General features: G+C 50.1%; 17 protein-coding genes and 1 tRNA gene. 8 read left to right on the top strand and 10 right to left on the bottom strand.

What is annotated here, in order from left to right; genetic code table 11:
- Positions 1-387: 387 nt before the first annotated feature.
- Both F456_RS0101850 and F456_RS0101845 read left to right on the top strand, forming a co-directional pair.
- Positions 388-963 (top strand): DUF6097 family protein, encoded by a 576-nt coding sequence (locus F456_RS0101850; RefSeq protein WP_018975300.1) that lies wholly within the window; start codon positions 388-390, stop codon positions 961-963.
- A gap of 234 nt (positions 964-1,197) precedes the next feature.
- Entirely contained in the window at positions 1,198-4,599 is a 3,402-nt protein-coding gene (locus tag F456_RS0101845; protein WP_018975299.1) for a DEAD/DEAH box helicase, read from the top strand.
- A 135-nt stretch (positions 4,600-4,734) separates the two neighbouring features.
- Here F456_RS0101845 and F456_RS0101840 read toward each other — a convergent pair whose 3' ends face one another.
- Entirely contained in the window at positions 4,735-6,447 is a 1,713-nt protein-coding gene (locus tag F456_RS0101840) for a methyl-accepting chemotaxis protein (RefSeq protein ID WP_018975298.1), read from the bottom strand.
- A 389-nt stretch (positions 6,448-6,836) separates the two neighbouring features.
- Positions 6,837-8,987, bottom strand: coding sequence for an ATP-dependent Clp protease ATP-binding subunit (locus tag F456_RS0101835; protein ID WP_018975297.1), 2,151 nt, complete (start codon positions 8,985-8,987; stop codon positions 6,837-6,839).
- Positions 8,988-9,279: 292 nt separating this feature from the next.
- Here F456_RS0101835 and F456_RS0101830 point away from each other — a divergent pair, with 292 nt between their 5' ends.
- From F456_RS0101830 to F456_RS0101820, 3 genes are read left to right on the top strand one after another with little or no spacing between them, the layout of a single operon-like run.
- On the top strand, positions 9,280-10,086 hold the full coding sequence (locus F456_RS0101830; protein WP_018975296.1) for a MerR family transcriptional regulator: 807 nt from the start codon (positions 9,280-9,282) through the stop codon (positions 10,084-10,086).
- Positions 10,087-10,106: 20 nt separating this feature from the next.
- Positions 10,107-11,144 carry an alpha/beta hydrolase family protein gene (locus F456_RS0101825; protein WP_018975295.1) on the top strand — a complete coding sequence of 346 codons (1,038 nt, stop codon included), beginning with the start codon at positions 10,107-10,109 and terminating at the stop codon, positions 11,142-11,144.
- Positions 11,145-11,160: 16 nt separating this feature from the next.
- Positions 11,161-11,616, top strand: coding sequence for an NUDIX hydrolase (locus F456_RS0101820; protein WP_018975294.1), 456 nt, complete (start codon positions 11,161-11,163; stop codon positions 11,614-11,616).
- Between the two features lie 94 nt (positions 11,617-11,710).
- Here the strand turns inward: F456_RS0101820 and F456_RS0101815 are convergent, their stop codons facing one another.
- The 5 genes from F456_RS0101815 to F456_RS0101795 all read right to left on the bottom strand — a co-directional run bounded on the left by F456_RS0101815 (position 11,711) and on the right by F456_RS0101795 (position 19,928).
- On the bottom strand, positions 11,711-14,041 hold the full coding sequence (locus F456_RS0101815) for a putative bifunctional diguanylate cyclase/phosphodiesterase (protein WP_018975293.1): 2,331 nt from the start codon (positions 14,039-14,041) through the stop codon (positions 11,711-11,713).
- A gap of 272 nt (positions 14,042-14,313) precedes the next feature.
- Positions 14,314-15,780 (bottom strand): glycoside hydrolase family 1 protein, encoded by a 1,467-nt coding sequence (locus tag F456_RS0101810; protein ID WP_018975292.1) that lies wholly within the window; start codon positions 15,778-15,780, stop codon positions 14,314-14,316.
- 91 nt (positions 15,781-15,871) lie between these two features.
- Positions 15,872-17,779 carry a beta-glucoside-specific PTS transporter subunit IIABC gene (locus F456_RS0101805; protein WP_018975291.1) on the bottom strand — a complete coding sequence of 636 codons (1,908 nt, stop codon included), beginning with the start codon at positions 17,777-17,779 and terminating at the stop codon, positions 15,872-15,874.
- A 219-nt stretch (positions 17,780-17,998) separates the two neighbouring features.
- Positions 17,999-18,835 carry a BglG family transcription antiterminator LicT gene (gene licT / locus F456_RS0101800; RefSeq protein ID WP_018975290.1) on the bottom strand — a complete coding sequence of 279 codons (837 nt, stop codon included), beginning with the start codon at positions 18,833-18,835 and terminating at the stop codon, positions 17,999-18,001.
- Positions 18,836-19,091: 256 nt separating this feature from the next.
- Complete coding sequence (locus tag F456_RS0101795; protein ID WP_018975289.1) at positions 19,092-19,928, bottom strand: helix-turn-helix transcriptional regulator; 837 nt, start codon at positions 19,926-19,928, stop codon at positions 19,092-19,094.
- 144 nt (positions 19,929-20,072) lie between these two features.
- Between F456_RS0101795 and fabF the strand changes: the two genes are divergently transcribed.
- A complete protein-coding gene (gene fabF, locus F456_RS0101790; RefSeq protein WP_018975288.1) occupies positions 20,073-21,317 on the top strand; it encodes a beta-ketoacyl-ACP synthase II in 1,245 nt (414 codons plus the stop codon).
- Positions 21,318-21,471: 154 nt separating this feature from the next.
- Here the strand turns inward: fabF and F456_RS0101785 are convergent, their stop codons facing one another.
- Positions 21,472-22,023: a PadR family transcriptional regulator gene (locus tag F456_RS0101785; RefSeq protein WP_018975287.1), complete on the bottom strand. Its 552-nt coding sequence runs from the start codon at positions 22,021-22,023 to the stop codon at positions 21,472-21,474.
- A gap of 99 nt (positions 22,024-22,122) precedes the next feature.
- On the opposite strand from F456_RS0101785, the gene F456_RS0101780 reads away from it, so the two are divergent.
- The gene (locus tag F456_RS0101780) at positions 22,123-23,307 is read left to right on the top strand and encodes a serine hydrolase domain-containing protein (RefSeq protein ID WP_018975286.1); all 1,185 of its coding nucleotides are present in this window, start codon (positions 22,123-22,125) and stop codon (positions 23,305-23,307) included.
- Between the two features lie 200 nt (positions 23,308-23,507).
- Here F456_RS0101780 and F456_RS0101775 read toward each other — a convergent pair.
- Positions 23,508-23,580: transfer RNA gene (locus F456_RS0101775), tRNA-Ala, on the bottom strand.
- A gap of 171 nt (positions 23,581-23,751) precedes the next feature.
- On the opposite strand from F456_RS0101775, the gene F456_RS0101770 reads away from it, so the two are divergent.
- On the top strand, positions 23,752-24,915 hold the full coding sequence (locus tag F456_RS0101770; RefSeq protein WP_018975285.1) for a serine hydrolase domain-containing protein: 1,164 nt from the start codon (positions 23,752-23,754) through the stop codon (positions 24,913-24,915).
- Between the two features lie 202 nt (positions 24,916-25,117).
- Here F456_RS0101770 and F456_RS0101765 read toward each other — a convergent pair whose 3' ends face one another.
- Complete coding sequence (locus tag F456_RS0101765) at positions 25,118-26,311, bottom strand: AI-2E family transporter (protein WP_018975284.1); 1,194 nt, start codon at positions 26,309-26,311, stop codon at positions 25,118-25,120.
- Positions 26,312-26,507: the final 196 nt, after the last annotated feature.

Here is a 26,507-nt window from a genome sequence, read left to right as displayed (position 1 = left end):
AAGCATCTATAAAGATAAAAAACAAAATGGAATGGAAAAATCGGCAGGGAGTGAGAAAACATGGAAGAAGATTGGCACGAGATCTCAGAGGAAACAAAAGAACGACTGGAGAAGACATACGCACTCACAAGACCGGAAACAAATTCGCTGGAACAATCAAAATCCCGGAAAGTGTCCCGGGACCGGAAAGTGTCCCGGGAAATGTATCGGAATCGGGAAGCCGGAGCTGCTGTTGTAGGAAAGCCCGGTCGCAGGTCCTCTATTCACGGTCAAACCATCAAGCTTTAGGTCCAAAGCCTTTCGGCCGCGAGAGGCTTTTTTTGCTTCTTTCAATCCCCTATACTGGAAGCAACTGAGAAAGTATGCGAAGAACAGGAGGGAATCCGAATGAGTCTGATGAGACAGGCGGTGCTGGGGCCGCGAGAATCCCGGATGGTCAGCTCACATTTGTCGGCGGCACAGAGACTGATCGATTATTATTTGCTGCCGGTGGAGAAAGAATATTCGAGCTTCCGCAAGCAGATGATTCATCTGGAACGATATGCGGGCGAAGTCGGGTTCGAGCGTGCGGCGGGAAGATTGCGCATAGCCGACTACGGGCTGAGCGGACTGTCGCTGTTGGTCCTGCTGGCTGTTTTCGGAACGGCGGGACTTGATCTCGTCTGGCCTGCACTCGGTGTGCATGAAGCGGTTCTTAACGGGATCACAGGAAACTTGGAAGCGGTTCTGCTTGCAACAGCGGCACTGCTGATGCTGTTTGTAGCGCTGATGGGAGTCCGCCGTTCACTGCAGAACGAACTGGATCATCATCTGGTTCTGCTGTGGCAGCGTGTGCTGGAAGTCGTGAATCCGGCGCTGGATATGCCGGCGGGATCGCCGTATGAGCTGTCCGAAGCGTTGAACGAATGGATGAACCGCCAAACGACCAGAGATGAACAGGCGTATACGGATTCCTTTTTCTGATTATACAGGTCCTGGTTATACATAACAGGCAGGAGGTATACCGGAACCTTGGGTGTGCCAACTGCCATTTCATGCGAAACGACCAACGGTTTTCGTCCGGTAAACTACCGGCGAAAGCCGTTTTTGTGATAGCTGCACGATAGATTTTTATGCAAATCATAATGCGAACACGATGCAAACAGGAGTTCCTTCTGATACACTGGGACTCATACCCTATGCAATGGAGGAAGCGCATTGAGAGAACGAACGGCCGAGGCGGAATGGAACGAACGGATGATCAAGTCGTTATGCGGCACAAGCAGCTACCGGAAAGGAGAAACGTTGTTCCGGGCAGGAAAAGTGAAGCTGCATCGGCTTCAAGGAGAAGGGCCGGGTGCATACGAAGCTTATGTGCGCGATAGAGATGTTCTGCACGTAATTCTGCATTTTGGAAACGATGACGCAGTGGCGGCTGAATGTCCGTGTTCGGCCGGCTTTGAATTTGATCAGTATTGCAAACATACGGCTGCAGCGCTGCTGCAGCTGCTCCATTTAAGGCGGGAAGGTCTGCTGTCTTCCCTTTCCGCAGGCGATACGGAACTGTCCGATCTATCGGATGAGGAATCCCGATATGCAGCGGAAATGAATGACGGGATAGAGGAGAAAGGTACAATTAAAAACCGCTCGGGGAAAAATGCTTCTGCAGGTGGAGGCCGTCCCGAAGATCGTCTCGTCGGCCGGGTCATGGATTTGTTCCGTCAACAGCCCAGAGCGCTTGCGGGTTCGCGTTCAATCTTCGAATCGCGCCGTGAACTGACAGCAGAATTCCTAATCTCGCCTTATTCGGACGGCCCGCGCAGAGGGCTGCTTGGCATTGAGATTCGGGTCGGTTACGAACGGACTTATTCGGTGCCGGATATCCGGGAATTTCTGAACAGATTTGAGCGTGGCGAAGCCTATTCGTTCTCCCGTCACTTCCGGTATGACCCGGCCGGCGACTGCTTCGGCCCGCGCGACGACGCTGTGATGCTGCGTTTGGCGGAAATCCGGCGCAGCGAGAAAATGCAGCGGGCTTCCGCAGGCGCGCTGTATACGGGCGAGATCGGCGATCCGCCGTCGCTGCCGCTGCCGCCGCATGCTTGGGAGGGGATTGCCCCGCTGTTGGAAGCGGCTCCGAAAGCGGCAATCCGCAGCGGAGGACGAACATATCCCGGAATCGGAATTTCTCAAGATCCGATCCCGCTTCGGTTCGAGTTTGAACGTACAGCGGCAGGCGGGCTGCGTATGCGGGTTAGAGGCATGGCTGAAACGAATGTACTTGAATCCTATGGACTGACACTTCATGACGGTACATTCTACCGTCTTGCCGCCGCAGAAGCACGCAGATTGGCCGAATTAAGACAGATTTTGCTTGCGGAAGAAGAGGGAGGCGAAGTTCTCGGTGAGACGGTACATATTCCCGAAGCACAGATTGGTTCGTTTATGGAACGAGTAGTACCCGGCTTGATGAAGCTGGGAGACGTTTTTTTCGCGGAAAGTGTATCGGATCAAATTGTACAGATTCCGCTGCGGGCCAGCGTTTATCTGGATCGGGTGAACGACCGGATGCTGGCTGGACTGGAGTTTCAGTACGGGGATATTGTAATCAATCCGCTCGAACGAAACTCGGAGCGGCGAGGCGAAAGCCGCATCCTGATTCGGGAAGGCGGCAAGGAGCTTCGCATTTTGGAGATTATGGAGGAAGCCGGCTTCACGAGAACGGAAAGCGGCTACTACATGCAGGAAGAGGAGCGGGAATTTGCTTTTCTGCACGGCATTGTGCCCCATCTGGAGAAGATGGCCAAGGTCTACGCGACGACTTCCGTCAAGGAACGCGTCATTCGTGTCAGTCCGCCGCCCAAAATTTCGGCACAATTTGACGAACGGTCCAACTGGCTGGAGTTCCGCTTCGTTATTGACGGGATTCCCGAAGCGGAGATCCGTGAGGTAATTGCGGCCCTGCAGGACAAGCGCAAGTATTATCGGCTGCGCAGTGGTGCGCTGCTTCCGCTGGAGACGCAGGCATTCCGAACGCTGGTAGACTTTCTGAACGGAAACCGACCTTTTCTTTCCGAAGAAGACTCGGCCTCTTTCCGCCTGCCGGTAGCGGAAGGTCTGCATATGCTGCAGGATGTCCATTCCGGAATAGACGGCCTAATGAGGCCTGATCGGGGGCTGCGACGTCTTCTGGACAGTCTGCGCAGTCCGGATCTGCTTGATTTTCCGGTGCCGGAGCCGATGCTTCCGGTGCTGCGCGACTATCAGCAGACCGGCTACCGCTGGTTGAAGACGCTGGCCCATTACCGGCTTGGCGGCGTACTCGCCGACGATATGGGTCTCGGCAAGACAATCCAAAGTATCGCCTATCTGATGTCAGTGCTGCCGGAGATTCGGCAGAGCGGACGTCCGGCATTAGTCGTCGCGCCCGCCTCGCTGCTGTACAACTGGCGCAGCGAGCTGGAGCGATTTGCTCCGCAGATTTGTGCTGCCGTGGCCGACGGAACGAATAGTGAACGCGAAGCCGTACTGAATAGAGCGAAGGGTACCGACGTTCTAATTGTTTCGTATCCGCTGCTGCGCCGGGATCTGCCGCTGTACGAGCGTATGGAACTGCATACGCTCGTACTTGACGAAGCGCAGGCGATCAAGAATCCCGATACTCAGACGGCCCGGGCAGTCAAAGCGCTTCGCGCCGGTTTCCGGTTCGCACTGACCGGTACGCCGATCGAAAATTCGCTGGAGGAGCTGCGTTCCATATTCGATGCCGTGCTGCCGGGATTGTATCCCGGACGCCGCAAGTTTGCGGAACTGACACGCGAAGCGGTAGCCAAAAGATCGCGTCCGTTTCTGCTGCGCCGCCTAAAGAGCGATGTGCTGGGCGAGCTGCCTGCGAAAATTGAATCGCTGCATGTGACAGAGCTGCTGCCCGAGCAGAAGAAGTTGTACGCCGCCCACTTGGCGAAGCTGCGCTACGAAACGCTGAAGCATTTGGATAACAGCGAAGAGCTGGGGCGCAGCCGTATTCAGTTTCTGGCCGGGTTAACCCGTCTGCGACAGATCTGCTGTCATCCATCGCTTTTTGTGGAAGATTACAATGGACGATCGGCCAAATTCGAGCAGCTGCTGGAGACTCTGGAAGAATGCCGACGTTCCGGTCGGCGGGTGCTTGTATTTTCGCAGTTTACCGAAATGCTGGGTCTGATCGGCCGAGAACTTGGCTATCGGGAGATGCCGTTTTTCTATCTGGACGGCAGTACGCCGGCGAGAGAACGGCTTGAACGGTGCGAACGATTCAACGATGGAGAGAAAAACGTATTTCTGATCTCGCTTAAAGCAGGCGGTACGGGTCTCAATCTGACTGGTGCCGACACGGTCATTCTGTACGATCTCTGGTGGAATCCGGCAGTGGAACGTCAGGCCGAAGACCGGGCACATCGCATGGGCCAGACCAAGGTTGTACAGGTTATTCGTCTTGTGGCCAAAGGCACCGTAGAAGAGAAAATGCATGAGCTGCAGCGGAAAAAGAATGCGCTGATCGACGAAGTGATTCGGCCGGGGGAAGAAAGCGTGATGTCATTGACGAACGAAGACATTTTGGAGCTGCTTGGACCGGAGTGAAGGAATTGCAGGCGATAGCAGAGAGGGCTGCCTGCAACAACCAATCTGACAATATGCAAAAAGGACGACATCTTGTGGATGTCGTCCTTTTTGTCCGTTTTTCATGTTGATATTTTGCATGCTTGGATGAACGCATTAAACTTTGAAACGTTCAATCGACGTCTGAAGATCCTGAGCCAGCTTGCTGAGGTAAGCGGACGAACCGGTTACTTCTTGTACGGAAGCGAGCTGTTCTTCGGCTGCGGCCGCTACGCTTTGAGTCATTTCCTTGGTGCCGCCTGCGATAGATGCGGACGATTCGACAGTTGCCAGTACCTGCTCGGAGCTTGCCGACATCTGTTCGGTGACGGCGGATACTTCATGCAGCTGTACGGACAGATTCCGAGTACTGCTCATAATACCGTCGAACACACGGGATACATCGCCCATGACTACCTTTCCGTTTTCCGCTTGGGAGCGGCTGATTTCCATGCTCTGGAAGGCGATCTGTGTCTCGGTCTGAATCTGATGGATCAATCCCGATACGTTAGCCGAAGATTCCTGCGTCTGTTCAGCCAGCTTTTTGACTTCGGCTGCAACTACGGCGAATCCACGCCCTTCCTCGCCGGCACGGGCCGCTTCGATTGCAGCGTTAAGCGACAGCAGACTTGTCTGATCGGCAATGGCTTTGATCGTATCGGTAATGTCGCCAATGCTGGCGGATTTGGCGTTAAGCGAAGTAACAACGTCCGCAAGATTGCTGATGGATAGGTGGATCTGTTCCATCTCGCGAATCGCTTCATCAAGCTTACCGTGACCTTTGATTACATTGGATTCCGAATCTTGGGAATCCGAAGCCAATTCGGTTGCAGATTCGGCAATACGTTGAATTCCGACATTCATCTCTTCGATTGTACGGCTCATTTCGACCGCTCCGCGTGCTTGAGAATCCGTGCCTTCGCTAATTTCCTGAATTTGTGTTGAGATATGCTCTGTCGCCTGCGCGCTTTGCTCGGAGCTTGCGAGCAGCTGCTCGGAACTTGCGGCTAATGTAGCGGCATTTTCCGAAATCTGCTTGACCAGGGAGCCGAGTGATTCGACCATCTTGTTATAAGAGTTTGTCAGGGCACCAGTCTCGTCTTTGTACAAATAGGTTCCTTGGCCTGTGAAGTCGCCTTCTGCAGCCTGCTGCATTAAGGTTTGCAGCTTTCCGATCGGGCGAGTAATGGAACGAGTAATAAATATGGACAGCAGACCCAGCAGAAGTGCGGCGACGATAACGCAGACAATGCTCGCCGTTTTAGAAGCGGCACCGGCTGCCATATTTTCATGGTGGCTGACTTTGGCGTCAGCTTCGACCAGATCGGCCATCTCTACAAGCATGCCTTCGATTTTGTTTTTCTGCGGCTCCAGCTCGTTAACATAAACCGAATACGCTTCGACATTTTCATTTTGCATAGCCAAGTCGATTACTTTATATTCCAATTCCAACAGAAGCTTTCTCGAATCGCTGATCCGGTTGTACACTTCCTGTTCGGCAGCATTCATTGGCAGGTCACCGTAGGCGTTCAACAAAGCCGAATTTTGGTCGGAAGTTTCTTTAAAATTCTGCTGCAGCTCCGCATTTTTTGCTGTGTCTTTTGTCAGCATCAACTGCAAAATGTCATTCATGATTCGATTGAAGTTGGTTGCAACTTCATTGATCGTTTTGACTTTCATAAGATTTTCTTCGTACATGTCTTGGGAGTTGGAAGTCATCTGTCCAACACTGACGTAACTGACCGACCCTATAGTTAACAGGAATACAACAGCTATTGTATTCAGTATCAACAATTTGGACCGTAACTTGAAATTTTTAAAACTTTTCATTCTTAATCACTCTCCGTTATCGAGAAATAAGTAGCTGAGACAGTTCGGATAACTTGGCTGTTTCCGTTCGTCACTTGTATTGTTTTTATCGGCAAGATTCGACACAAAGTTAGAAGGCTGGATAGGAAGAACCTCTTATATTCGATACAGTAGAGAGACCCTTTTTCGGAAGACGTTTTCAAAAAAGAGGCGCCAGAAGGGCGCCACCGCATTTAAATTTTTAAAATACGCTTCGTACAAGACCTTCGCCGACCCGCATGGCCTCCTCGGTTCAGTTCGGCAGGTTCGTATGCCAACACAAAAAAGCTGCCCCGCCTTTTATGGAGGGACAGCTTCTTTTGCTTTCTAATGAGAATAACTGCTTTCTAAATGAAAACAATTCTATAGGGTTAAGCCCGTACGACACGAATTTGATCTTCCGATACTTCAACTGTAATGCTTGTCACGTCTTCATCGTCCAGAAGCAGATCCGTGATGCCGTCTTCTACATGTTGTTGAATCATTCGGCGCAGCGGACGGGCACCGAATGCCGGATCATATCCCAGCGCAGCCAGCTTGCTTTTGGCCTCATCCGATACTTGGAGCGAGATGCCGCGTGCCGACAGGTTGCCCGATACTTCAGCCAGCATATTGTCGACGATCGTGACCAGATCCTCTTCTTTGAGCGAAGCGAACGGCACGATACCGTCGAAGCGGTTCAGGAATTCGGGACGGAAATGACTGCCAAGCGAATCGAGAATGGAGCGTGTTTGTTCCGCTTTGCCTGCCGCAGCGAAACCGACGGTAGCTTTCTTTTCGGTGGTGCCGGCATTGGAAGTCATAATGATGACCGTATCTTTGAAGCTGACCTTGCGGCCTTGGCTGTCGGTCAGTCGGCCGTCATCCAGAACTTGAAGGAACATATGTTGAACATCAGGATGCGCTTTTTCGATCTCGTCAAGCAGAATGATGCTGTACGGATTGCGGCGTACTTTTTCCGTCAGCTGACCGGCTTCTTCGTGACCGACATAGCCGGGAGGAGAGCCAATCAGTTTGGAGACGGAATGCCGTTCCATGTATTCGCTCATATCAAGACGGATCATCGATTCGCTGCTGCCGAACAGTTCGTCGGCCAGAGCTTTGGACAATTCGGTCTTGCCGACGCCGGTCGGTCCGACGAACAGGAACGAGGCGATCGGCTTGGAGTCGCTGCGCAGACCGGCGCGTCCACGGCGAACCGCTTTGGACACTTTATCGACGGCTTCGCTTTGACCAATCACGCGGCCTGCAAGACGTGCAGCCAAATTTTTCATCTTGCCGCGTTCGTCCGCCTGCAGCTTGCCGACCGGAATGCCGGTTTTGCGTTCGATGATACTCTGGATGTCTTCCACACCTACTTGGAGCATATCCGCATCGGCCGATTCGCCGTTCAAGCGCTTCATCAGGCTGACTTCTTCATCACGCAGCTTGGCAGCACGTTCATAGTCTTCCTCGCGGGCTGCTGCGTCTTTTTCGACTTTGATCTGCTCCAAACGGATACGGATTTCATCAGCACCGCCGGTTGAAGCGCGAAGATTCAATTTGGCGCCGGCTTCATCAAGCAGGTCGATCGCTTTGTCGGGCAGGAAGCGATCCTGAATATAGCGGCTCGACAAGCGTACGCATGCTTCGAGTGTTTCGTCCGAATAACGTACACCGTGGAACTGTTCGTATTTCGCGCGCAGTCCTTTCAGAATTTCGATGGCTTCTTCAAGACTCGGCTCGTCAACCATAACCGGTTGGAAGCGGCGTTCAAGCGCGGCGTCTTTCTCGATCTGCCGGTACTCTTTGAGCGTCGTGGCGCCGATCACCTGTAGTTCGCCGCGAGCCAGCATCGGTTTCAAGATATTTCCGGCATCCATAGAACCTTCTGCGGAACCTGCACCGACGAGCAGATGGATTTCGTCGAAGAACAGCAGAACGTTTTTGCGCTGTTCCAATTCGGCAATCAGCTGCTTGATCTTCTCTTCAAATTGACCGCGAATCCCTGTACCTGCGACGAGAGAAGCGATATCCAGCGAGTAAACTTCTTTATTCAGCAGTTTTGCGGGTACAGTGCCTTCCGTAATACGCAGTGCAAGCCCTTCGGCGATTGCGGTTTTGCCGACGCCGGGTTCGCCGATCAGTACAGGATTGTTTTTATTGCGGCGGTTCAAAATTTCAATGACACGGTCGATCTCTTCGTCGCGTCCAATCACATTGTCGATTCTGCCGTCTCTCGCAGCGTCGTTCAGATTCCGGCCGAGCTGATCGAGCAGTCCGCCGCCGCGTCTTCCGTTTTGAGTCTTAGCACCGGACGGCTGCTGTGCAGCCCCAGAATTCGGTTGATCGGATTGCATGAAGCCGCGGAACAGATCTTCTAACGGGGATTGGCCGGTAGGGCCGAAGCCTGCCGTAAACGGTACACCGCCGCTTACTTTCGTATAACAGTCTTCGCAGAGAAACATCTTTTCTGATTTATTATTAAGCGTGAGGCTCAGACCTACGGTTGCTTGATTGTGGTTGCAATGTTGACAGCGCATGAAGGCATGCCCCTTTCAGTTTGGTTTTAGTATAAATTGATTTGGATATGGTTTGAATTCGACTATAGGTTTACTTTAGAAGGATTGATTTATATTGACTTTAACTTTGACTTTCTTTGACCTTATTATACCGCATTAAAAATAGGAGTCAATAGTTTTCGGTTATTTTTAGTAAGTTTATTGTAAAAGGTGGTGAATGTAAATTCATTTGCCGGATTAGCTTGACCTTAGGTCTGACCTAACCTTTATAGTAAATAAATCGGATAAGAAAATGAGCGAAAGGAGATAGAGAATGAGCGACTTCTTGAGCATCAGCGAATTTGCCGGAATGATGGGCGTATCCGTACATCAAATTCGGTATTTTGAAGAAAAAGGGCTGCTGCAGCCTTCTTATATCGAACCTAACGGGTATCGCCGCTACGGTGTGGATGAAATGTACCGCCTGGCTCATATTTTGCTGCTGCGGCAGTTGAATGTTCCGGTAGCGGAAACCGGCCGGGCAATTGACCGGTACGGAGCGGATGAATGCGAATCGCTGCTCCGGCATTCTTTGGATAAGGTACGGGAAGAAATCGGCCGACTGCAGCGATTGGAGCATTTTACGGCGGAACTGCTGGAAGAAAGAAAGAGGAAAAGAGGCTCTCAAGTCAAGGGAGAACTGCAGCGCCGCCCTTCTCGTTATTTGAGACGTTGGGTCAAGCTGGAACAAAGTGCAGCCGGTCCGACGGCAAGATCGTTGTTTGAAGCTTTGCAGCGTCCGGGAAACATGTTCGAGACCGATTTGTTTTATGTGCGAGACGGGGGGGAGACCGCTCTGTATTTTGAGATAGATTCCGGTGAACCGGGAAAGACAGGGGATCTGCTGCTTGAAGAAGGGCTCTACTGGTGTGAACATTTTGCATCTGCGGAAGATGAGGAAACAGAGCGGCGTATCGAAGAAGCATGCCGGCAGGTGGCAGACCGATTCGGATTTGAAGCGGAACTTCTTGTCTTGAGGGAAAAATCTTATTTGTCGCTGTTCGACGGAGAAGCTGTACGACTTGAACTCGAGATTCGGATAGGCGATCTGCCGGAGTCGGAGGGTAGGGGCGACTACTAAGCACAAGGAGAAATTCAAAAATGAGCAAAAAATTCAAAAAAGGCGGGCTGATCGCAGGAGGGGCAATTTTGCTTCTTCTATCGGCGCTGATTGTCTTATTTTTGGCGCAAAATACATATCGCATGGAAGAAAGGGAAGTGGTGATCGAGACCCCGGAAGGAGTGCTGACCGGTACGCTGGCTCTGCCGCAAGCATCGGATAGGCCAGTCGGACTTATTGTATTCGTCCATGGCGATGGGCCGACAAACTCAACGTATGACGATGCTTACAAGCCGCTGTGGGAAGCTTTTGCCCTGGAAGGGTACGCTTCGCTATCGCTGGATAAGCGCGGCGTCGGGGGCTCGGAGGGGAATTGGCTGGAGCAGGATATGGAAGACCGTGCACGGGACACGAAGCTTGCCATCGAATGGGCGCGTTCGCAGCCGGAAATCGATTCGTCGCGAATCGGTCTCTGGGGTGCGAGCCAAGCCGGCTGGGTCATTCCGAAAATCGTGAGAGACGAGCGGGATTTGGCATTCAGTATCCTTGTGGCGCCGGCAGTGAACTGGATCGAGCAGGGACTATACAACACCCGCCGGGAAATGGAGCAGAACGGGGCTTCGACGGAAGAAATGGCGGCGGCCGAGCAGAAGGATCTCAAGGTGCTGGATCTGCTTCGGCGAGGAAGTTCTTATAAGGATTATCTTCGCGAAGCTTCCCCAGCGGAAGGAAAAGTGATGTCGGAAGATCGTTGGACGTTTGTTTCAAAAAATTTCAAGTCGGATTCCAGAGAAGAGCTGCACGCATTCAATCATCCTGTTCATCTTGTGCTGGCTGGACGGGATCTGAACGTCGATTCCGACGATACCGAAGCGGTTTATCGTGCAAAAATCCCTGCAAGGCTGCTGAGCGTGACCCGACTGCCAGATGCCGATCATTCGATGCTCAAACAAAGTGCAGCCCGATCGGAGATGCGGACGGTGATCACCGCAGTCTTCCTGCCAAGGCAGCTGTTCGACGAAGGATATTTGAGTGACATGCGGCAGTTCTTGCGTACAATGGAAGCAAGAAAGCGATGAAGAAAGGAGCATGAAGATGAAGGATCCAAGCAGTGAGCCGTTCAGACGCGTCAGCGTCGTTCATGTATTCCTGATTTGGGAAGGGAAAATTGTGCTGCTTAAACGGCAGCATACCGGTCATCAAGACGGCCGATACGGACTGCCTTCCGGGAAGATAGAAGCGGGAGAAAGGGCCGATCAAGCGGCGCTGCGCGAAGTGTACGAGGAATGCGGGATCGTAATCGACCCCACAGACCTACGTATGACCGGCATTATGCAGATCGGCGCGGCGGAAAAGGGAGCAGACGAACGGATCGATTTCTTTTTTGAAACAGAACGCTGGAGAGGAGAGATCATCAACCGCGAACCGGACAAGTGCGAAGAGCTGCGCTGGTTCCCGTTTGATCAGCTGCCTGCAGAGACCATTCCGTTCGTTCGGGTAGCCTGGAACAATGCACGTCAAGGCAAATGGTACGGAAGCTTTGGCTTTTAAGTAGTCGATCCGGGTATGATCGAACGTACAAAAGATACATAAATAAGCCGACCGCTTTTCCTTATGGAAAAGCGGTCGGCTTTGATTGGATGGATTAAGAACTTTTGGACTCCGGCGGCAGCTTGAACTGCTTCCTCATGATGTGCAGACGCTCGGTGACTTCTTTTCCCGGCAGCGGACGTGCAATCAGATAGCCTTGAGCTTCGTTACAGCCGGCATCTTCGAGGAATTTAAACTGCTGCGCCGTCTCGACGCCTTCAGCAAGCACTTCGATATTGAGGCCATGTGCCAAATTGATAATGGCGCACACCATATTATCGGCATCTTCATCCTGCTGTCGAACAGAGCTGATAAAGCTGCGATCGATCTTCAGCAGAGAAGGTTTGAAATTTTTTAAGTATTTTAATGAAGAGTAGCCGCTGCCGAAGTCGTCGATTGCGATCTGAATGCCGATCTTTCTCAATCGATCAAGCTTGCTTACAACTTTGGGGATATCATTTACGGCAAACGTTTCGGTAATTTCTAGAACGAGTTTGCCAGGATCGATACCGGTCGAGTGAATAATATGTGCAATACGCTCTACAATCTCATCGTGCTGAAGCTGGTAAGCCGAGATGTTTACGCTCATACGCAGACTTCCGTAACCGGCATGCTCCCAATCCCGCTGCTGCATACAAGCCTGCCGTAGCACCCATTCCCCGATAGACTGGATATCGCCTGTCTCTTCTGCAATCGGAATAAAATCTGCCGGTGAAATAAACCCTTTTACAGGATGATTCCACCGCAGTAGCGCCTCTACTCCTTCTACCTTATTCGTTCCCATCTGCACCTGAAGCTGATAATGCAGCGACAGTTCGTTTCGTTTCAAGATATCTTTCAAATCGTTCTCGATTTCCATACGGTGTTCGAGAGTAGTGCCAATCGAAGAATCGAAAAAGACCGCTTTATGATCGTTGTTTTTCTTTGATTGATACATGGCCGCATCTGCGTTTTTCAATAATTCATTGATGGAGAGTCCGTTATCCGGATAAAGGGATACGCCGATACTGGTCGATACGTGCAGGGAATGTTCTTCAATCTGCATCGGTTTTTTCAAGCTATCATCGATGGCCTGAACGACCCGGTGAATAGTTTGTCTGAAAGGAACCAGAATAACAAACTCGTCTCCGCCAAGCCTCGCCAGAAGGCAGTCGTCCGGCAGCTTCCGGGTGAACCTCCGCGCGGCTTCCTGCAGCATTTGATCGCCAATGGCATGTCCAAGCGTATCGTTTACATATTTGAATCGGTTGAAGTCCATAAAGACAATGGCGAATTTCGTATGTTCTTTCGTCTCCGCTTGTTCGATGGCCTGTTGAAGCTGCATATTGAACATCCGGCGGTTCGGCAGTCCGGTGAGTTCGTCATGGTTGGCGGCATAATCACTGACTTTTAGATACTTGCCCAATCGGTTCAGCAGTTCTTCATTTTCGGTAAGTGTCAGAACCTGACGAACAGTAACCAGAAGAATGCCGATCATGCAGCACATTACAATGACATTGAAGTAAGGCAGCTGCAGCAGCATAACAATCATAAGGGTGACCAGACTGACATATGGCAGCAGACGTCTCGTCCAGTTTCCTCCATGTTCGCATTTTTTTTGCCGTACTATATTTTTGGGCTGTGCAGGATCCAGCGACTGGATGCCGGCAAGTGCCATCATCATTAACGACATACTCCACAGCGGATCAATAAAGCTTCCGACCTCATAAGCATCGTTGGAGACTAGGTACAGATAAATCGAATCTCCGACAACAAAAAGCAGAATGGAAGCAAACAGCATATACTGCGTTTTTTCTGTCAACGTCCGATGTTCCGACAGCATCAACAGCATCAGTAGGAACAGAAAGCTTAAGTCTTGGATTGGATAACTCACATTAATAATCATAAAAATCAAATTTCCGGTGGCTGCCGCCTGGGCGTAGAGAGGCTGAATCAAAACAAGCCAACTCAAAGCGATCATGGTCATCATGAATATGGAGGCGTCAAGCAGCAGCCGTACAGCGCCCAGTCCTTTGAGCTGTCGATAATTTAGGAAGAGGAGAGCCGCACATATAAGAATGCCCTCTGCAAACCATAAATAATCGGGGGGAGCGGGTGTTGCAAGTTCGTAAGTGGGGCTTACGGCAGCCCAGATCCAGAAGAACATGGCCAGCATATAAGCCAGACTGCTGAACATGAGCAGCAGCCAGAATGTTCGAATGGAAGACGAAGTTTTGCGGGAGACAAACCAGAGGATGACTGATGCTGCCGCAGCCGGAATTGTGTTGAGCAGATTGCCCATCCAAGCCATGACAGAGTCATTATTCCGAAAAGCTGCCAACAAAATGTAATAAATAATCAAATAAACAAGGGTTGCCAGATAGAACGAACGATGATGTCTATACATACACTTACCTCCGACTCCATTAACTCTCTCATACAAAAGTCCTGTCGTACAAAAATACTATATAACTATATATCGTCCTTTATTTCGTGAATTGAATGGTTGGTTGATAGAAATTGATTGAAAGTTTATCGACAATGGTGGATCGTGAATGATTTTTAATGAATTGACAAAAAACCTTTATTTACCTTGTTCAGATAGATAAAGGTTTTTGATGTTGGTGAAAGTCGGAACTGTATAAGTTATATGCATGGAGTCAAGCTTATTGAGTAGATTTATTCGCCTCGTTCTTCAAGCGTTTCGCCGTTGCTCGCGATGACCTGCTTATACCAGTAGAAGCTGTCTTTGCGGGAGCGGTTCAGCGTGCCCTTGCCTTCGTTGTCTTTGTCGACATGGATGAAGCCGTAGCGCTTCTTCATCTCGCCTGTGCCTGCGCTGACCAGATCGATACAGCCCCAAGGCGTGTAACCGATCAGATCGACACCGTCGATGACTGCTTCCTTCATGGTCTTGATATGTTCGCGCAGATACTCGATCCGGTAGTCGTCATGAATGGAACCGTCCGGCTGGACTTCGTCGACCGCGCCGAGCCCGTTCTCGACAACCATCATTGGAATGCGATAGCGGTTGTAAATATTGTTCAGCGCCCAGCGCAGTCCCTGCGGATCGATCTGCCATTCCCAAGCGCTTGCCTTAAGATACGGATTTTTGAGACCCATCGACATATTGCCGCCGATCTTCTCCTGCTCCGGATCCGCACTGACGCAGACGGAAGAGTAATAGCTAAATGTATAATAGTCGACCGTGCCTTCGCGCAGAATCTGCTCGTCGCCTTCTTCAATATGCAGATCGATGCCTTTTTCCGCAAAATAACGTTTGGCGAACCCCGGATATTCTCCGCGAACCTGCACATCACCGCACAGGAAGTTGCTTAGGTTATCTTTCTGCTGGGCGAGCAGTACATCGACAGGGTTGCTGGTAAGTGGATAGGAGCAGAGATAAGCGATCATGCAGCCGATTTTGAAATCCGGATCAATGGAATGTCCCAGCTTAACCGCTTTGGCACTGGCGACGAACTGATGATGCAGCGCCTGATAGCGGGCCTGCTCGGTGCTGGCGTTCGGATTGGTCAGTTCAAGCCCGCCTTCCGGCAGCATAGCACCAGCCAGGAAGGTGCCCATCGGCATCGTCAGAATATTGATTTCGTTGAATGTAAGCCAATACTTAACGACGCCTTTGTAACGTTTAAACAGCGTCTCGCAGTAGTTGACATAGAAATCGACAAGACGGCGGTCTGACCAGCCATTGTATTTCTGCGTCAGACCAAATGGAGCTTCATAGTGAGAGATCGTAACGAGCGGCTCGATATTATGCTTTTTCAACTCGGCAAATATGCGATCGTAAAATTTCAATCCTTCTTCGTTCGGCTCGGCATCATCTCCATTTGGGAAAATCCGGCTCCAGGCAATGGAAAGGCGGAACACTTTGAAACCCATTTCGCCGAATAGAGCAATGTCTTCGGCATAGCGGTGGTAGAAGTCGACGGCTTCGTGACTCGGATAGTTTTCGTTTTCTAGCAGCTCGGGGGTAATGCGGCGGGCTACAGTATGTGTACCGGCCGTCATCATATCGGAAGTGCTGAGACCTTTGCCGTCTTCATTATATCCGCCTTCAAGCTGGTTGGCAGCGGTAGCGCCTCCCCATAGAAATCCTTCGGGAAAACCTGTCGGAATCTTATACATGTATATTTCCTCCTCATAAGTAGGGGCGGGGAAGCATGCGCCGCATATGCGGTGCTCTTCCCGATCGCCCGTATTGTTTGCTGGATCGAATTTAGATGACGACTGTCAGCAGACCATCGTTATAGCCGATGTCTTTCTTTTCCGTCTCAATGACATCCAGATAATTGCCTGTATTCGAGATAATAATCGGAGTTGTCAGAATATAGCCTTCCTTGCGAATTGCGTCCATGTCGAATTCCATCAGCAGATCGCCTTTTTGAATGGTATCGCCCTGTTTGACTTTAGGCGTGAAGTACTTGCCTTTGAGTTTGACGGTATCCTGTCCGACATGGATCAGGATTTCGACGCCAGTGTCGCTCGTGATGCCAATGGCATGTCCCGAAGAGAAAAGGGAAGTCAGCACACCGTTGACCGGCGAGTATACTTTGCCTTCGATTGGTTCAATTGCAACGCCTTTACCCATTGCGCCGGTGGAGAATGCTTCGTCTTTGATTGTAGACAACGCGATGACATTGCCTTTCATCGGGCTGCCTACCGTTTCCTGCTTGATGACGGAATCGTCTTTCTTAACAGGCGTATTGTCGCTCGTTACGACATCGTCTTTGAACATGAACAGGGTGATGATTAAGCCAAGCACAAAGCTGACACTGATACCGATGATGGCACCCAGGAAGCCGTTATCAATGCCGTTCGGTCCAATGTAGGACGGGATGCCGAAAATGCCGAGGCCGCCGATGCGGTAGCCCTGCGTGCCCATCGCGCCGATGATCGCGCCGCCGACTGCGCCGGCAATACAGCTGATGATAAACGGTTTTTTGCGCGGCAGAGTAATACCGTAAATTGCAGGTTCAGTGACACCAAAGATACCGGAGATGAAGGCAGGAACCGACAGCGACTTGAGCTTTTTGTTTCTTGTTTTCAGCAGGATGGCCAGTACGACGCCTGTTTGGGCGAAGGAAGCTCCGAACATGCCGGCCAGAACCGGGTCTTTGCCCAGAATCGTCAAGTTGTTGATGGCGATTGGAACGAATCCCCAGTGGAGACCGAAGATAACGAAGACCTGCCAGAAAGCGCCCATGATAATGCCTGCGGCAATAGGGCTGAAGTTATAAACAGCGAGCGTACCATTGCCGATCAGCGTGCCAGCCCAGGTAGCGATAGGACCGATAAAGATAAATGTCAGCGGTACAATGACGAGCAGCGTGCAGAAAGGAACCAGGAATGTTCTGACTACGCTTGGAATCGTTCTCTTGAAGAAAGCTTCAATCTTGGAACCGACATAAGCGGCGATGATGATCGGAATAACGCTGGACGAGTAAGTCATCAGGATAACCGGTATGCCCAGGAACGTAATGTAGACCGGCGATTCGAATAACGTTCCGCCGAATAACGTATACAGCGGTGCTGCACCGGACGACGTGATGCCTGCGATGCTCGGATAGACAAGCGAAGCGCCTATTGCCATGCCGATAAAGTGATTGCCGCCGAATTTCTTCGATGCCGTGAAGCCCAGGAAGATCGGGAAGAAGTAGAAGAGGCAGTCGCCGATCGCGTTGAGAATCTGGTAGGTGCCCGATGCTTCAGTCAGCCAGCCCAGTGTCAGGAACAGGGCATTGAAACCTTTGATCATACCGGTTGCGGCCAGTACGCCGAGTGTCGGTGCGAATACGCCGGAGATCATGTCGACGAATCGGCTGAACAGGCTCACTTTTTCGCCGGAACCCGAATCGGAAGAATTGGATTCGGAAGTGAATCCGCCTGCGGCGTTTACTTCTGCGTAAACGTCAGATACATGGTTTCCGATTACGACTTGATACTGTCCACCGCTTTTAACCACCGTGACTACGCCGTCCATATTTTTCAATACGTCAGTATTGGCTTTGTTTTCGTCTTTCAATCTGAACCGGAGTCTGGTGACGCAGTGTTCAAGACTGTTAACGTTGTCTCTGCCCCCTACGTTTTGGATAATATCTTTTGCCAATTGTTCGTATTTTCCCATTGTTCTCGCTCCTTTGCGCAAGTAATGATTAGGAAGAACTTTATAAAAAAAAGGCGAGACCAAGGAAGCGCGCGTCCCGGGGGAACATGCTTCCTGTTGGTCTCGCCTGCATTACCAGTCACGATCCGTCATTTTATGAAATTGAGTTGGATGAAGAGATTCAAAGTTTTGAATACGCTTACTGAATACGCTTGCTTTTTGTTAGGGAGGACTCCCTGGCTAAGGGGCGGCTTCCCGGGTGACACGATGGATGTGCAGTGTCAGATACAGCTTTTCTTCGTCGGGCAGTTCGGTCTGCAGGTACGTTTCGACCTTAAGCATACATCCGTAAGCTTTTTTGTACTTCGATTTGACCTGCTGGAGAAGAAAGTCGTCTTCAAGCTCACTGCGCCTTGGTCTGCCAATCCGCTGGAAGAAGAATCTCAAATGCGTGACAAAGCGTTCGTAGCTGATTGAATTCTCGTCCGGCGATGTTCCGTAAGTGTACTTGATAATGTTCAAGATGTCGCGGATCTTTTCCGTCTGGGCGGTTATATTTCCCGTCCGGCGGGAAGAATGGTCGATCTGCGCGTTAATCAGATGCAGGGCGACATTCGCCGCTTCGTCCTCCGGAAGTTTTTTGCCAAGTGAGTCTTCAATAAACTCCAGCGCTTTTTTTCCAATCCCAAACTCTTTCGGATAGATGCGCCGGATTTCCCAAATCAACGGGTTGGTCGTTATAATGCCTTCGTCAAACAGATTCAGCGCGTTGTTCATGTGATCGGTCAGCGTTACATAAATGTAATCGCTCAAGGGAACATCCAGCATGTTTTTGCCGTATTCGATGATGTCGTAGCACAAGGAGATGTACTCGGGCGGCACATCTTCCAGCAGAAGCTTGAATTTTTCCGAAGCATCTTTCTGCTGCAAAACGAAGATTTTCTCAACCAGATCCTGCTCGACAGGTTCTCCGACTTTTTTCTTAAATGCGATGCCTCGACCCATCACGACGAATTCACTTTTGCCGACGTCACTGGCGATGATGGCGTTGTTGTTGAATATTTTTGCGATAATCATCTGCCGCCCTCCTTATCCTGCGAAATCATGAAGCGGGCAATGTAAAGACTTTACACCCGAAACCCTGAGATGAAAAAAGACTGTGACGAAAAAAGGCAAAACCCAGCACATATACAGCTTGCACATGTGGTGGGTTTTGCCTTCTTCAGTAACAATCCCAAGGTCATCATAGCAGGTCGAAAATCATTTGGCAAGGAAAAAGTATGCGCTTTCTTTTTATATTTTCACGAACACGTTTTCGAATAAACCAATAATTTCATTGTTCCATCAACCGCCGCAATTTGGCTTCCGTCGTTGTCTCGGGAGCGGGTGTATAAATGCTGAAGCGAAGGTCATCTTTTCCGTACACGCTAAGGGAAGTTAACTCATAGACCATCTTCCCTGCTTTGGCATGGCGGAATTCTAGATGTACCTCGGGAGCATAGCTGACCTGCCCGTGTTCCCACATGGCCTTGAATTCCGGATAGGCGGCGGTCATTTCTGCCAGAAACTGCTCGTACCATTCGTCACCGACGTAGCGTCCATAATAAGAGCGAAACATGGACAGAAATCCGTTGGCGAACTGCTCCCAATTGACGGCCAAGCGTCGAAATTCACGCCGGCTGAACAGCAGACGGATCATATTGCGTTCGTCGGTGGGGATACGCTCAAAGTCCAGAAAGACATGGCGGGCCGCTTCGTTCCAGCCGACAATATTGCACATGCGGTCGGATACGATGGTAGGACAATGCTCAAGTCCCGTAATGATCTTCTGCAGCGCCGGACTGATCTTGAGCGTTTCCGTTTCTGCGTGATGAATGGCAGAACCGTCTTCCAGCGCAAGCGAATACAAATATTTGCGTTCGTCGGCGTTCATGCGAAGTGCGCTTGCGACACAGTCGAGCACTGATTGCGAAGCCTGGATGTCGCGGCCTTGTTCCAGCCAGGTGTACCAGGTTGTGCTTACGCCTGCCAACTGAGCGACTTCTTCCCGGCGCAGTCCCGGCGTCCTGCGTCTTGTTCCTACGGGAAACCCGACGGTTTCCGGCGCAATTTTGGCACGCTGACTTTTGAGAAAGGCGGAAAGGGCTTGTAATTTAGCAGTAGAATTCACGATAAACCCTCCTATTCAGACATCGATACACTTTAAATAGCAGTTTTTATACCCGTATAAACGGTAACTTGTACTAGGATATTTCCCATGCCATTATAGCGGTACGAAAAGCAAACGACAAGGAACCGAAAGGGGAAGTTATATATGGACAAAGAAAGGGTCGTTATTACGGGAATGGGCGTCGTATCGCCGCTGGGCATTGAGGTAGAAACATTCTGGTTGCGCTTGGTCCGGGGCGAATCGGGCATAGGACTGATCGAGTCGTTCGATACGGACAGTCATAAGGCGAAGATTGCGGGCGAGGTGCGAGACTTTGATCCCGCTGCGCTGCTGGGAGTGAAAGAAGCCCGGAAGATGGATCGGTTCTGCCAATTCGCATTGGCTGCGGCGGAGCAGGCCGTTCTGCAGTCGGGCTTGAATCTCGAAGAAACGAATCGTGAGCGAATGGGCGTGTACGTAGGATCGGGAACAGGCGGAATTGGCACGCTTATGAAACAGGCAGAGACTCTTTCGACCAGAGGACCTTCGCGGATCAGTCCCCTGCTTGTTCCTACGATGATTACGAACATGGCTGCGGCAATGATCAGTATCCGCTACGGCGCACACGGTCCTTCGATGGCTCCGGTTACTGCCTGCTCGATCGGCAACACGGCAATTGGCGAAGCCTTTTTCTATATTCAGGCGGGACGTTCGGACGTGATGATCGTAGGTGGGACAGAGGCCGCACTGAGCGACATTGCGCTGGCGAGTTTCTCGAACGCAACGGCGCTGTCGACACGAAATGACGAACCGCAAAAAGCGAGCCGGCCGTTCGACGCGGCCCGGGATGGGTTTGTCATGGCGGAAGGGGCCGGTATTTTGATTCTGGAGTCACTTAGTCACGCGCGTAACAGGGGAGCCGTTATCTTAAGCGAAGTGATCGGATACGGAGCAAGCTCGGATGCATATCATATGGTAGCGACGCCGGAAGACGGGAGTGGAGCGGCACGCGCAATGCGGACGGCGCTGAAGGAAGCGGGATTATCGCCTGCGGAGGTTGATGTAATCAGTGCGCATGCAACGAGTACAGTGCTTGGCGATCGCTCGGAGACGGCCGCGATCAAATCCGTTTTCGGCGAAGATGCCTACCGCATTCCGGTAACGGCAAACAAATCGATGACGGGGCATATGCTGGGCGCTTCGGGAGCGGTAGAAGCGATTGCACTGGTTAAAATGCTGCAGACAGGCCTTGTTCCGCCAACGATCAATTTGGAACAAGCTGACCCGCTGTGCGATTTGGACTACACGGCGGGCGAAGCGAGACGGACAGAACCAGGGATCGGGATTTCAAATTCGTTCGGGTTCGGCGGGCATAACTCGGCGATCGTGTTGAAGAAATATGGAGGGTAAACCAAGTTCTTATAGCGCGGCTGCTCTCTTCACCGTATCTACCGCAAAAAAGCTGTAATGAACAGGCATGAGCAGGTTAACTTATACACAATTTTAGTTCAAAATCCAAAAATGAAACGTCACCACAATCTGTGGTGACGTTTCATGCCTAACTTTACGATTTAAACTTTTCTCTTTGATCCAACTCGGTGTGGAACTTTCTGAACCACTCCTTCGCAAAGCCATGCATCTGAATACCGTAATCCAGCGTTGCAAGCTGATACGTTAGTACCTTTTGATGTGATTCAGGGACCTCTGATTCCCGTATATTGTCTTTTAGCTGCTTTAAACCTATTTCGACCTCTTCGACTTTATTTATAACGTCCTGAACGACTGTTTTCCGTCGCTCAACATCTTCAACCAGTCCTAGAAAAAACAACTTCGACAATGCCGTTACCTCTAAACGTGCGGTTGAAACTTCGGACTCCATCCACTCATGGAACGCCTTCTTTCCCTCCTCCGTGATCATATATACTTTTTTATTCCGTCCCTTGTCTACCATTTCCTCAAACTCCACGAATCCTTGTCCAACAAGCTTCTTCAATGCGCTTTGCAAACTACCGTAGCTCGCACTATAGAATAAAGCGATTCCCTGCTCAAATGCTTTATTGATCTCGTACAATGTTTGGTTTCTCAACATTAGTAATCCAAGCACAACATATTCCATTTTTTTCTTCCTCCATATTGCATATTTTCAGAGCCTATACTACTATTAGTGATATAACTTATAGTAGTATAATTTAATTTGAAATTCAAGGAGGCAGTCATGTACATTTTCATAATTATATCTATTATTGTAGTATTCGCTTTGCTGTATTTCATTTTGTCCAGAAGTTCCAGAAAACTCTTAACCTCCGAAGAGGCGAAGGCAAAGCTCGACGACTATTTCACCAAGTTTCTCCTCAAATCCGGAAATCAAACTTCCATCCAGATCGCTGTGAACAGCAGGACATTCGACTACCGTTTCGCCAATGGATACATTACCGCTGACAACAACAAACCCGTCTCCATCGATCAACCTTTTCACACGGCCAGCATTGGAAAAGTGTTTACCGCTGTATTAATCATGAAGTTATTCGAAAGAGACATGCTTACCCTTGATGACCCTATTGTCAATTTTCTGGGTGAAGTTGAATTGGAAGGCCTATTTGTTTGTGACAACATTGATTATTCGAAACAAGTGACGATCAGGCAGCTGCTTGGGCACACATCAGGCATCGCAGATTATTTTGAGAGCAGTACGGTCAATTCGCAAAAAATTACCGACCTTATCATCTCCCAGCCCAATACATTCTGGACACCAAAAGCATTAATCGATTTTACCAGACACCATCAAAAAGCGGTTGCCGCGCCGGGAACAAGATTTTATTACTCGGATACCGGCTACATCTTACTCGGCCTTATCATCGAATCCGTAACTGGCATATCCTATGGTGAAAATCTACAGCATGAATTATTCGAGCCTCTTCAGATGGAAGATTCGTATCTCATGTTTTACACGGAACCGAAACGGCAGCCAAAAAAATCAATTCAAGATATCTGGTTGAACGGTATTGAAATAAGCCGGTTTCAGAGCTTAAGCTGCGATTGGTCTGGCGGCGGTACTGTGACAACACTCGAAGATTTACTGCGTTTTCAGAAGGCTTTGCGCTCCGGACAGATTATCCATCCATCATCGTTAAAGGAACTTGATACATTCGATAGTAAATTCCGAACTGGCCTTCGATACGGACTTGGGATGATGGAAGTGCGTTTCGAGGAATTTTTCTTTATGCTGCGCGGGCTTCCCAAACTTCGGGGACATATCGGTATCCTTGCCACACATATGTTTAGTGACTCATCCGAGGATACATCGATTGTAATGAATTTCGGATCTACTTCCTCTATGGTAAAAAGCTTCCGTGCACTTATCGAAGTGACAAACACCCTTAGCCGTATTCGAGAGCATTAAGCCATGTCCGAATCCCGATTAAACGTGCTGCGAAACTAAATCGACGTACAGATCGCTAAGTAGATTCAGACGCTGTGCTCGTCCGCCTTCAGCTCCTTGGGTGCGGACTGAACGATGCGGGATGCTCCCCTTGTTTGGTAGTCCATGCGCAGTCCATAACAAAAAGCACCAATCCTATGTGGATTGGTGCTTCTTCGTTATGGAGCCTAGGGGGATCGAACCCCTGACCTCATCGCTGCCAGCGATGCGCTCTCCCAGCTGAGCTAAGGCCCCTTGCTTAATTACTCACAAGAAATAATATATCATAGTCAAATTTCTCGGTCAATAGGTTTTTTTCTTGGCAGAACTACTGGATAAACCGGTTTCGGTCTGTCAAAATAACTGTATAGATTGGGTAAAGCTTTTAGACCCAGAATCATTATAGATAAAAAGAGGAGACTTTTAATGGCACAATTCGATCATTTGTCCGCTTTGCTGAAATCGTTCACGGATACGGGACCAGCGGGAGGCGCCTGCATGATCTCGAAGAACGGAGAGGTCGTTTACGAACAATATTTCGGTCAGGCAAATCGGGAAAAAGGCATCGAAGTCGGGCCTGACACCGTATTTCGTCTGTATTCAATGACCAAAGTTATCGTTTGCACGGCAGCCATGATCCTGTTCGAGCGAGGAAAGTTTCTGCTGAATGAACCGCTCCATATGTATTTGCCGGAGTTCAAAGATGTGCAGAAAACAGTTACAGACCCGAATGGACAAGTACATACGGAACCGGTAGAAAATCCGATCCTGATCCGTCATGCGTTTGGCATGATGACCGGTCATCCTTATCCATACGGAGAATCACTCTCTGCCAGGGAGATCACGCGGCTGAGAAAGGAACTGAGCGAGCAGACAGGGGGGCGCTACACGCTGCGGGACGAGATCCGGGCGACAGCGAAGGCACCGCTCATGTTCGAACCGGGTACTCGGTGGTTGTATGGCTATGGACATGATCTGGTGGCCGGCTTGATCGAAGTCATTTCGGGAAAAAGCATCGGCCAATTTCTTCAGGACGAGATTTTCGGGCCGCTTGGGATGACCGATACCGGCTACCGCTATCGTGACGATATTGAGGAGCGTATGGCCGTCATGTACGAGCGTGCCGAAGACGGAACGCTGACGCCGGCATCGGAAGAGATGGATGCGCTCCACCGCCCTGATGCACTGCTGGAATTGGGCGGACAAGGGTTATACGCCACGACTCGAGATTATCTGAAATTTGCAAGTATGCTGGCTGCCGGGGGAACATGGAATGGCGTGCGTATTCTGGGACGAAATACGATCGATCTGATGCGGACCAATCATCTGGATGACGCGCAAATGAAAGACTTTACCGGTTCCTATACGGCAGGTTACGGTTACGGACTTGGGGTACGAGCGCTGGTCGACCGTGCAGCCGGCGGCAGCAGCAGCCCGCTCGGCGAATTCGGCTGGACGGGGATGGCAGGTACCTGGACTTCGATTTCACCGGAGACTGAGACGGCCATTGTCTACATGCATCAAATGCTGCCGAACATGGAAGAGCATTATCATCTGCGCGTTCGGGCTGCGGCTTATGGAGCGCTGTAAGGCAGCTTTTCACTTTTATCGAACCTTAAGTTCTTTTTCAGCTCCTTTTCAGGTAAGCGGCTTAATATGTAATCAATCCCCTCTAATCATAGAGATTGACCCCGGCGAAGCCACCTCGCCGGGGTCCTTTTTATATAAAAAAGGCCGTGTAGAGCTATTGATCGCTCTATCCGGCCTTTTTCATATTCTCATTGCATAATCTTTATTGAATCCTCGGCGGCATGGCCGGAGGTTCGTTTTTCTTGAGTTTGGATGTCTTGCCTTCGGGCTCAAGCGGCACTTCCAAAATATCGAGCAGGAAGATGAAGATTGGTACGCCGACAATCAAGCCCCATACGCCGAGGAAATGCTCACCCAAGAGCAGAATAAGGAAAGTGAAGAAAATCGGCAGATGCGTTTTGTTTGACATGAATTTCGGATTGAGAATGTAAGCTTCGAATGCGTGCAGGACGACGATCATAATCAAAACGTACAAAATCATCTGCAATCCGCCAATATTGAATGCGATAGCGCACAGCGGAATCAACGAAACGACAACGCCCATAACCGGCACGAGTCCGAGCAGGAAGATCATCAATCCCAGCGCAATCAGATTCGGGAAGCCAAAGATCCACAGGAACACGAGCGACAGCAGCGCGTTAGTCAATGCGATCATGAACTGGACTTCAAGTACTTTGCCGAATGAAGAAATGAACTTGCGGCCGAAGTATTCCAGTTCTGTGAAGAAGTAAGCGGCTTTGCTGTAGCGGAACTTGGACATCAACGAAGCTACTTTATCTTTTTCAAGGTTGAAGAACAAGCTCAGAATGAAGGCAATCAGCAGATGCAGGCTCAACTTGCCGATATCTGTCAGCGTATGCACTAGGAAATCAATGCTTCCTTGAACATAGCTTGCGATATCGAATTCCTTGATCGAATCCATGATGTATCGGGTGAACGCGTTATCCGGAACAACCAGGGTAGATAGATTGTTATAGAACGAAATGACCTGAGTAATCAGCTGCTGAATTTCAAAAATAAAGACAGGCAGATAGCGATAGATGCCGAACCCTAGTGCAAATACTAACAGAGCATAAATTAAAACGAGCACAAGCTTGCTGTTCAATTTAATGCGATCAGTACCTCTGCGAATAAAAAGATGCAAGCGGTTCATCAAGTAGGTCAGAATAAAAGTGATGAGCAGCAGGTTCAGCATACTTTTCAGTGAAATTAGCAGGACAACGGCCAAAATCAGCGCCAGCGCTCTGCGAACTCCCGGCATTAGAAAAAACTCTTTGAGGGCCTTCATAAAATCGTGGTTCTCTCCTTCGGAATCAGACTTTTCGGTGCCCTGCGGCAGCGGTGTCGGACGAATAAGATTGAAGTTCGATTCGGCATGCTCTGCAGGATCAAACACAAAGTGAGCAAGCTAAAGTCGAAATGTTCAATCAGGTCAGTGCACCGGAGGGACATTTTGCATGAGGTCTACAAGTAATAGTTTAGAGTCTCAAGGGGGATAAAAGCAAGGTCGCAAAAGCTACAATACTGTTGCAACCTGCAAAACCAGAGACCGATTGACGAAAGCTGGTGCTTTGCTTCTATAATAAAAAAAT

It is taken from the genome of Saccharibacillus kuerlensis DSM 22868 (assembly GCF_000378145.1).
Classification (GTDB): Bacteria; Bacillota; Bacilli; order Paenibacillales; family Paenibacillaceae; genus Saccharibacillus; species Saccharibacillus kuerlensis.
The sequence above is the reverse complement of the archived record's forward strand: the minus strand, read 5'-3'. Positions and strand labels throughout refer to the sequence as shown.

Coding starts and splice junctions, on each gene's coding strand:
- F456_RS0101850 (WP_018975300.1), top strand. CDS start 388: ATGAGTCTGATGAGACAGGCGGTGCTGGGGCCGCGAGAATCCCGGATG.
- F456_RS0101840 (WP_018975298.1), bottom strand. CDS start 6,447: ATGAAAAGTTTTAAAAATTTCAAGTTACGGTCCAAATTGTTGATACTG.
- F456_RS0101835 (WP_018975297.1), bottom strand. CDS start 8,987: ATGCGCTGTCAACATTGCAACCACAATCAAGCAACCGTAGGTCTGAGC.
- F456_RS0101830 (WP_018975296.1), top strand. CDS start 9,280: ATGAGCGACTTCTTGAGCATCAGCGAATTTGCCGGAATGATGGGCGTA.
- F456_RS0101825 (WP_018975295.1), top strand. CDS start 10,107: ATGAGCAAAAAATTCAAAAAAGGCGGGCTGATCGCAGGAGGGGCAATT.
- F456_RS0101820 (WP_018975294.1), top strand. CDS start 11,161: ATGAAGGATCCAAGCAGTGAGCCGTTCAGACGCGTCAGCGTCGTTCAT.
- F456_RS0101815 (WP_018975293.1), bottom strand. CDS start 14,041: ATGTATAGACATCATCGTTCGTTCTATCTGGCAACCCTTGTTTATTTG.
- F456_RS0101810 (WP_018975292.1), bottom strand. CDS start 15,780: ATGTATAAGATTCCGACAGGTTTTCCCGAAGGATTTCTATGGGGAGGC.
- F456_RS0101805 (WP_018975291.1), bottom strand. CDS start 17,779: ATGGGAAAATACGAACAATTGGCAAAAGATATTATCCAAAACGTAGGG.
- licT (WP_018975290.1), bottom strand. CDS start 18,835: ATGATTATCGCAAAAATATTCAACAACAACGCCATCATCGCCAGTGAC.
- fabF (WP_018975288.1), top strand. CDS start 20,073: ATGGACAAAGAAAGGGTCGTTATTACGGGAATGGGCGTCGTATCGCCG.
- F456_RS0101785 (WP_018975287.1), bottom strand. CDS start 22,023: ATGGAATATGTTGTGCTTGGATTACTAATGTTGAGAAACCAAACATTG.
- F456_RS0101780 (WP_018975286.1), top strand. CDS start 22,123: ATGTACATTTTCATAATTATATCTATTATTGTAGTATTCGCTTTGCTG.
- F456_RS0101770 (WP_018975285.1), top strand. CDS start 23,752: ATGGCACAATTCGATCATTTGTCCGCTTTGCTGAAATCGTTCACGGAT.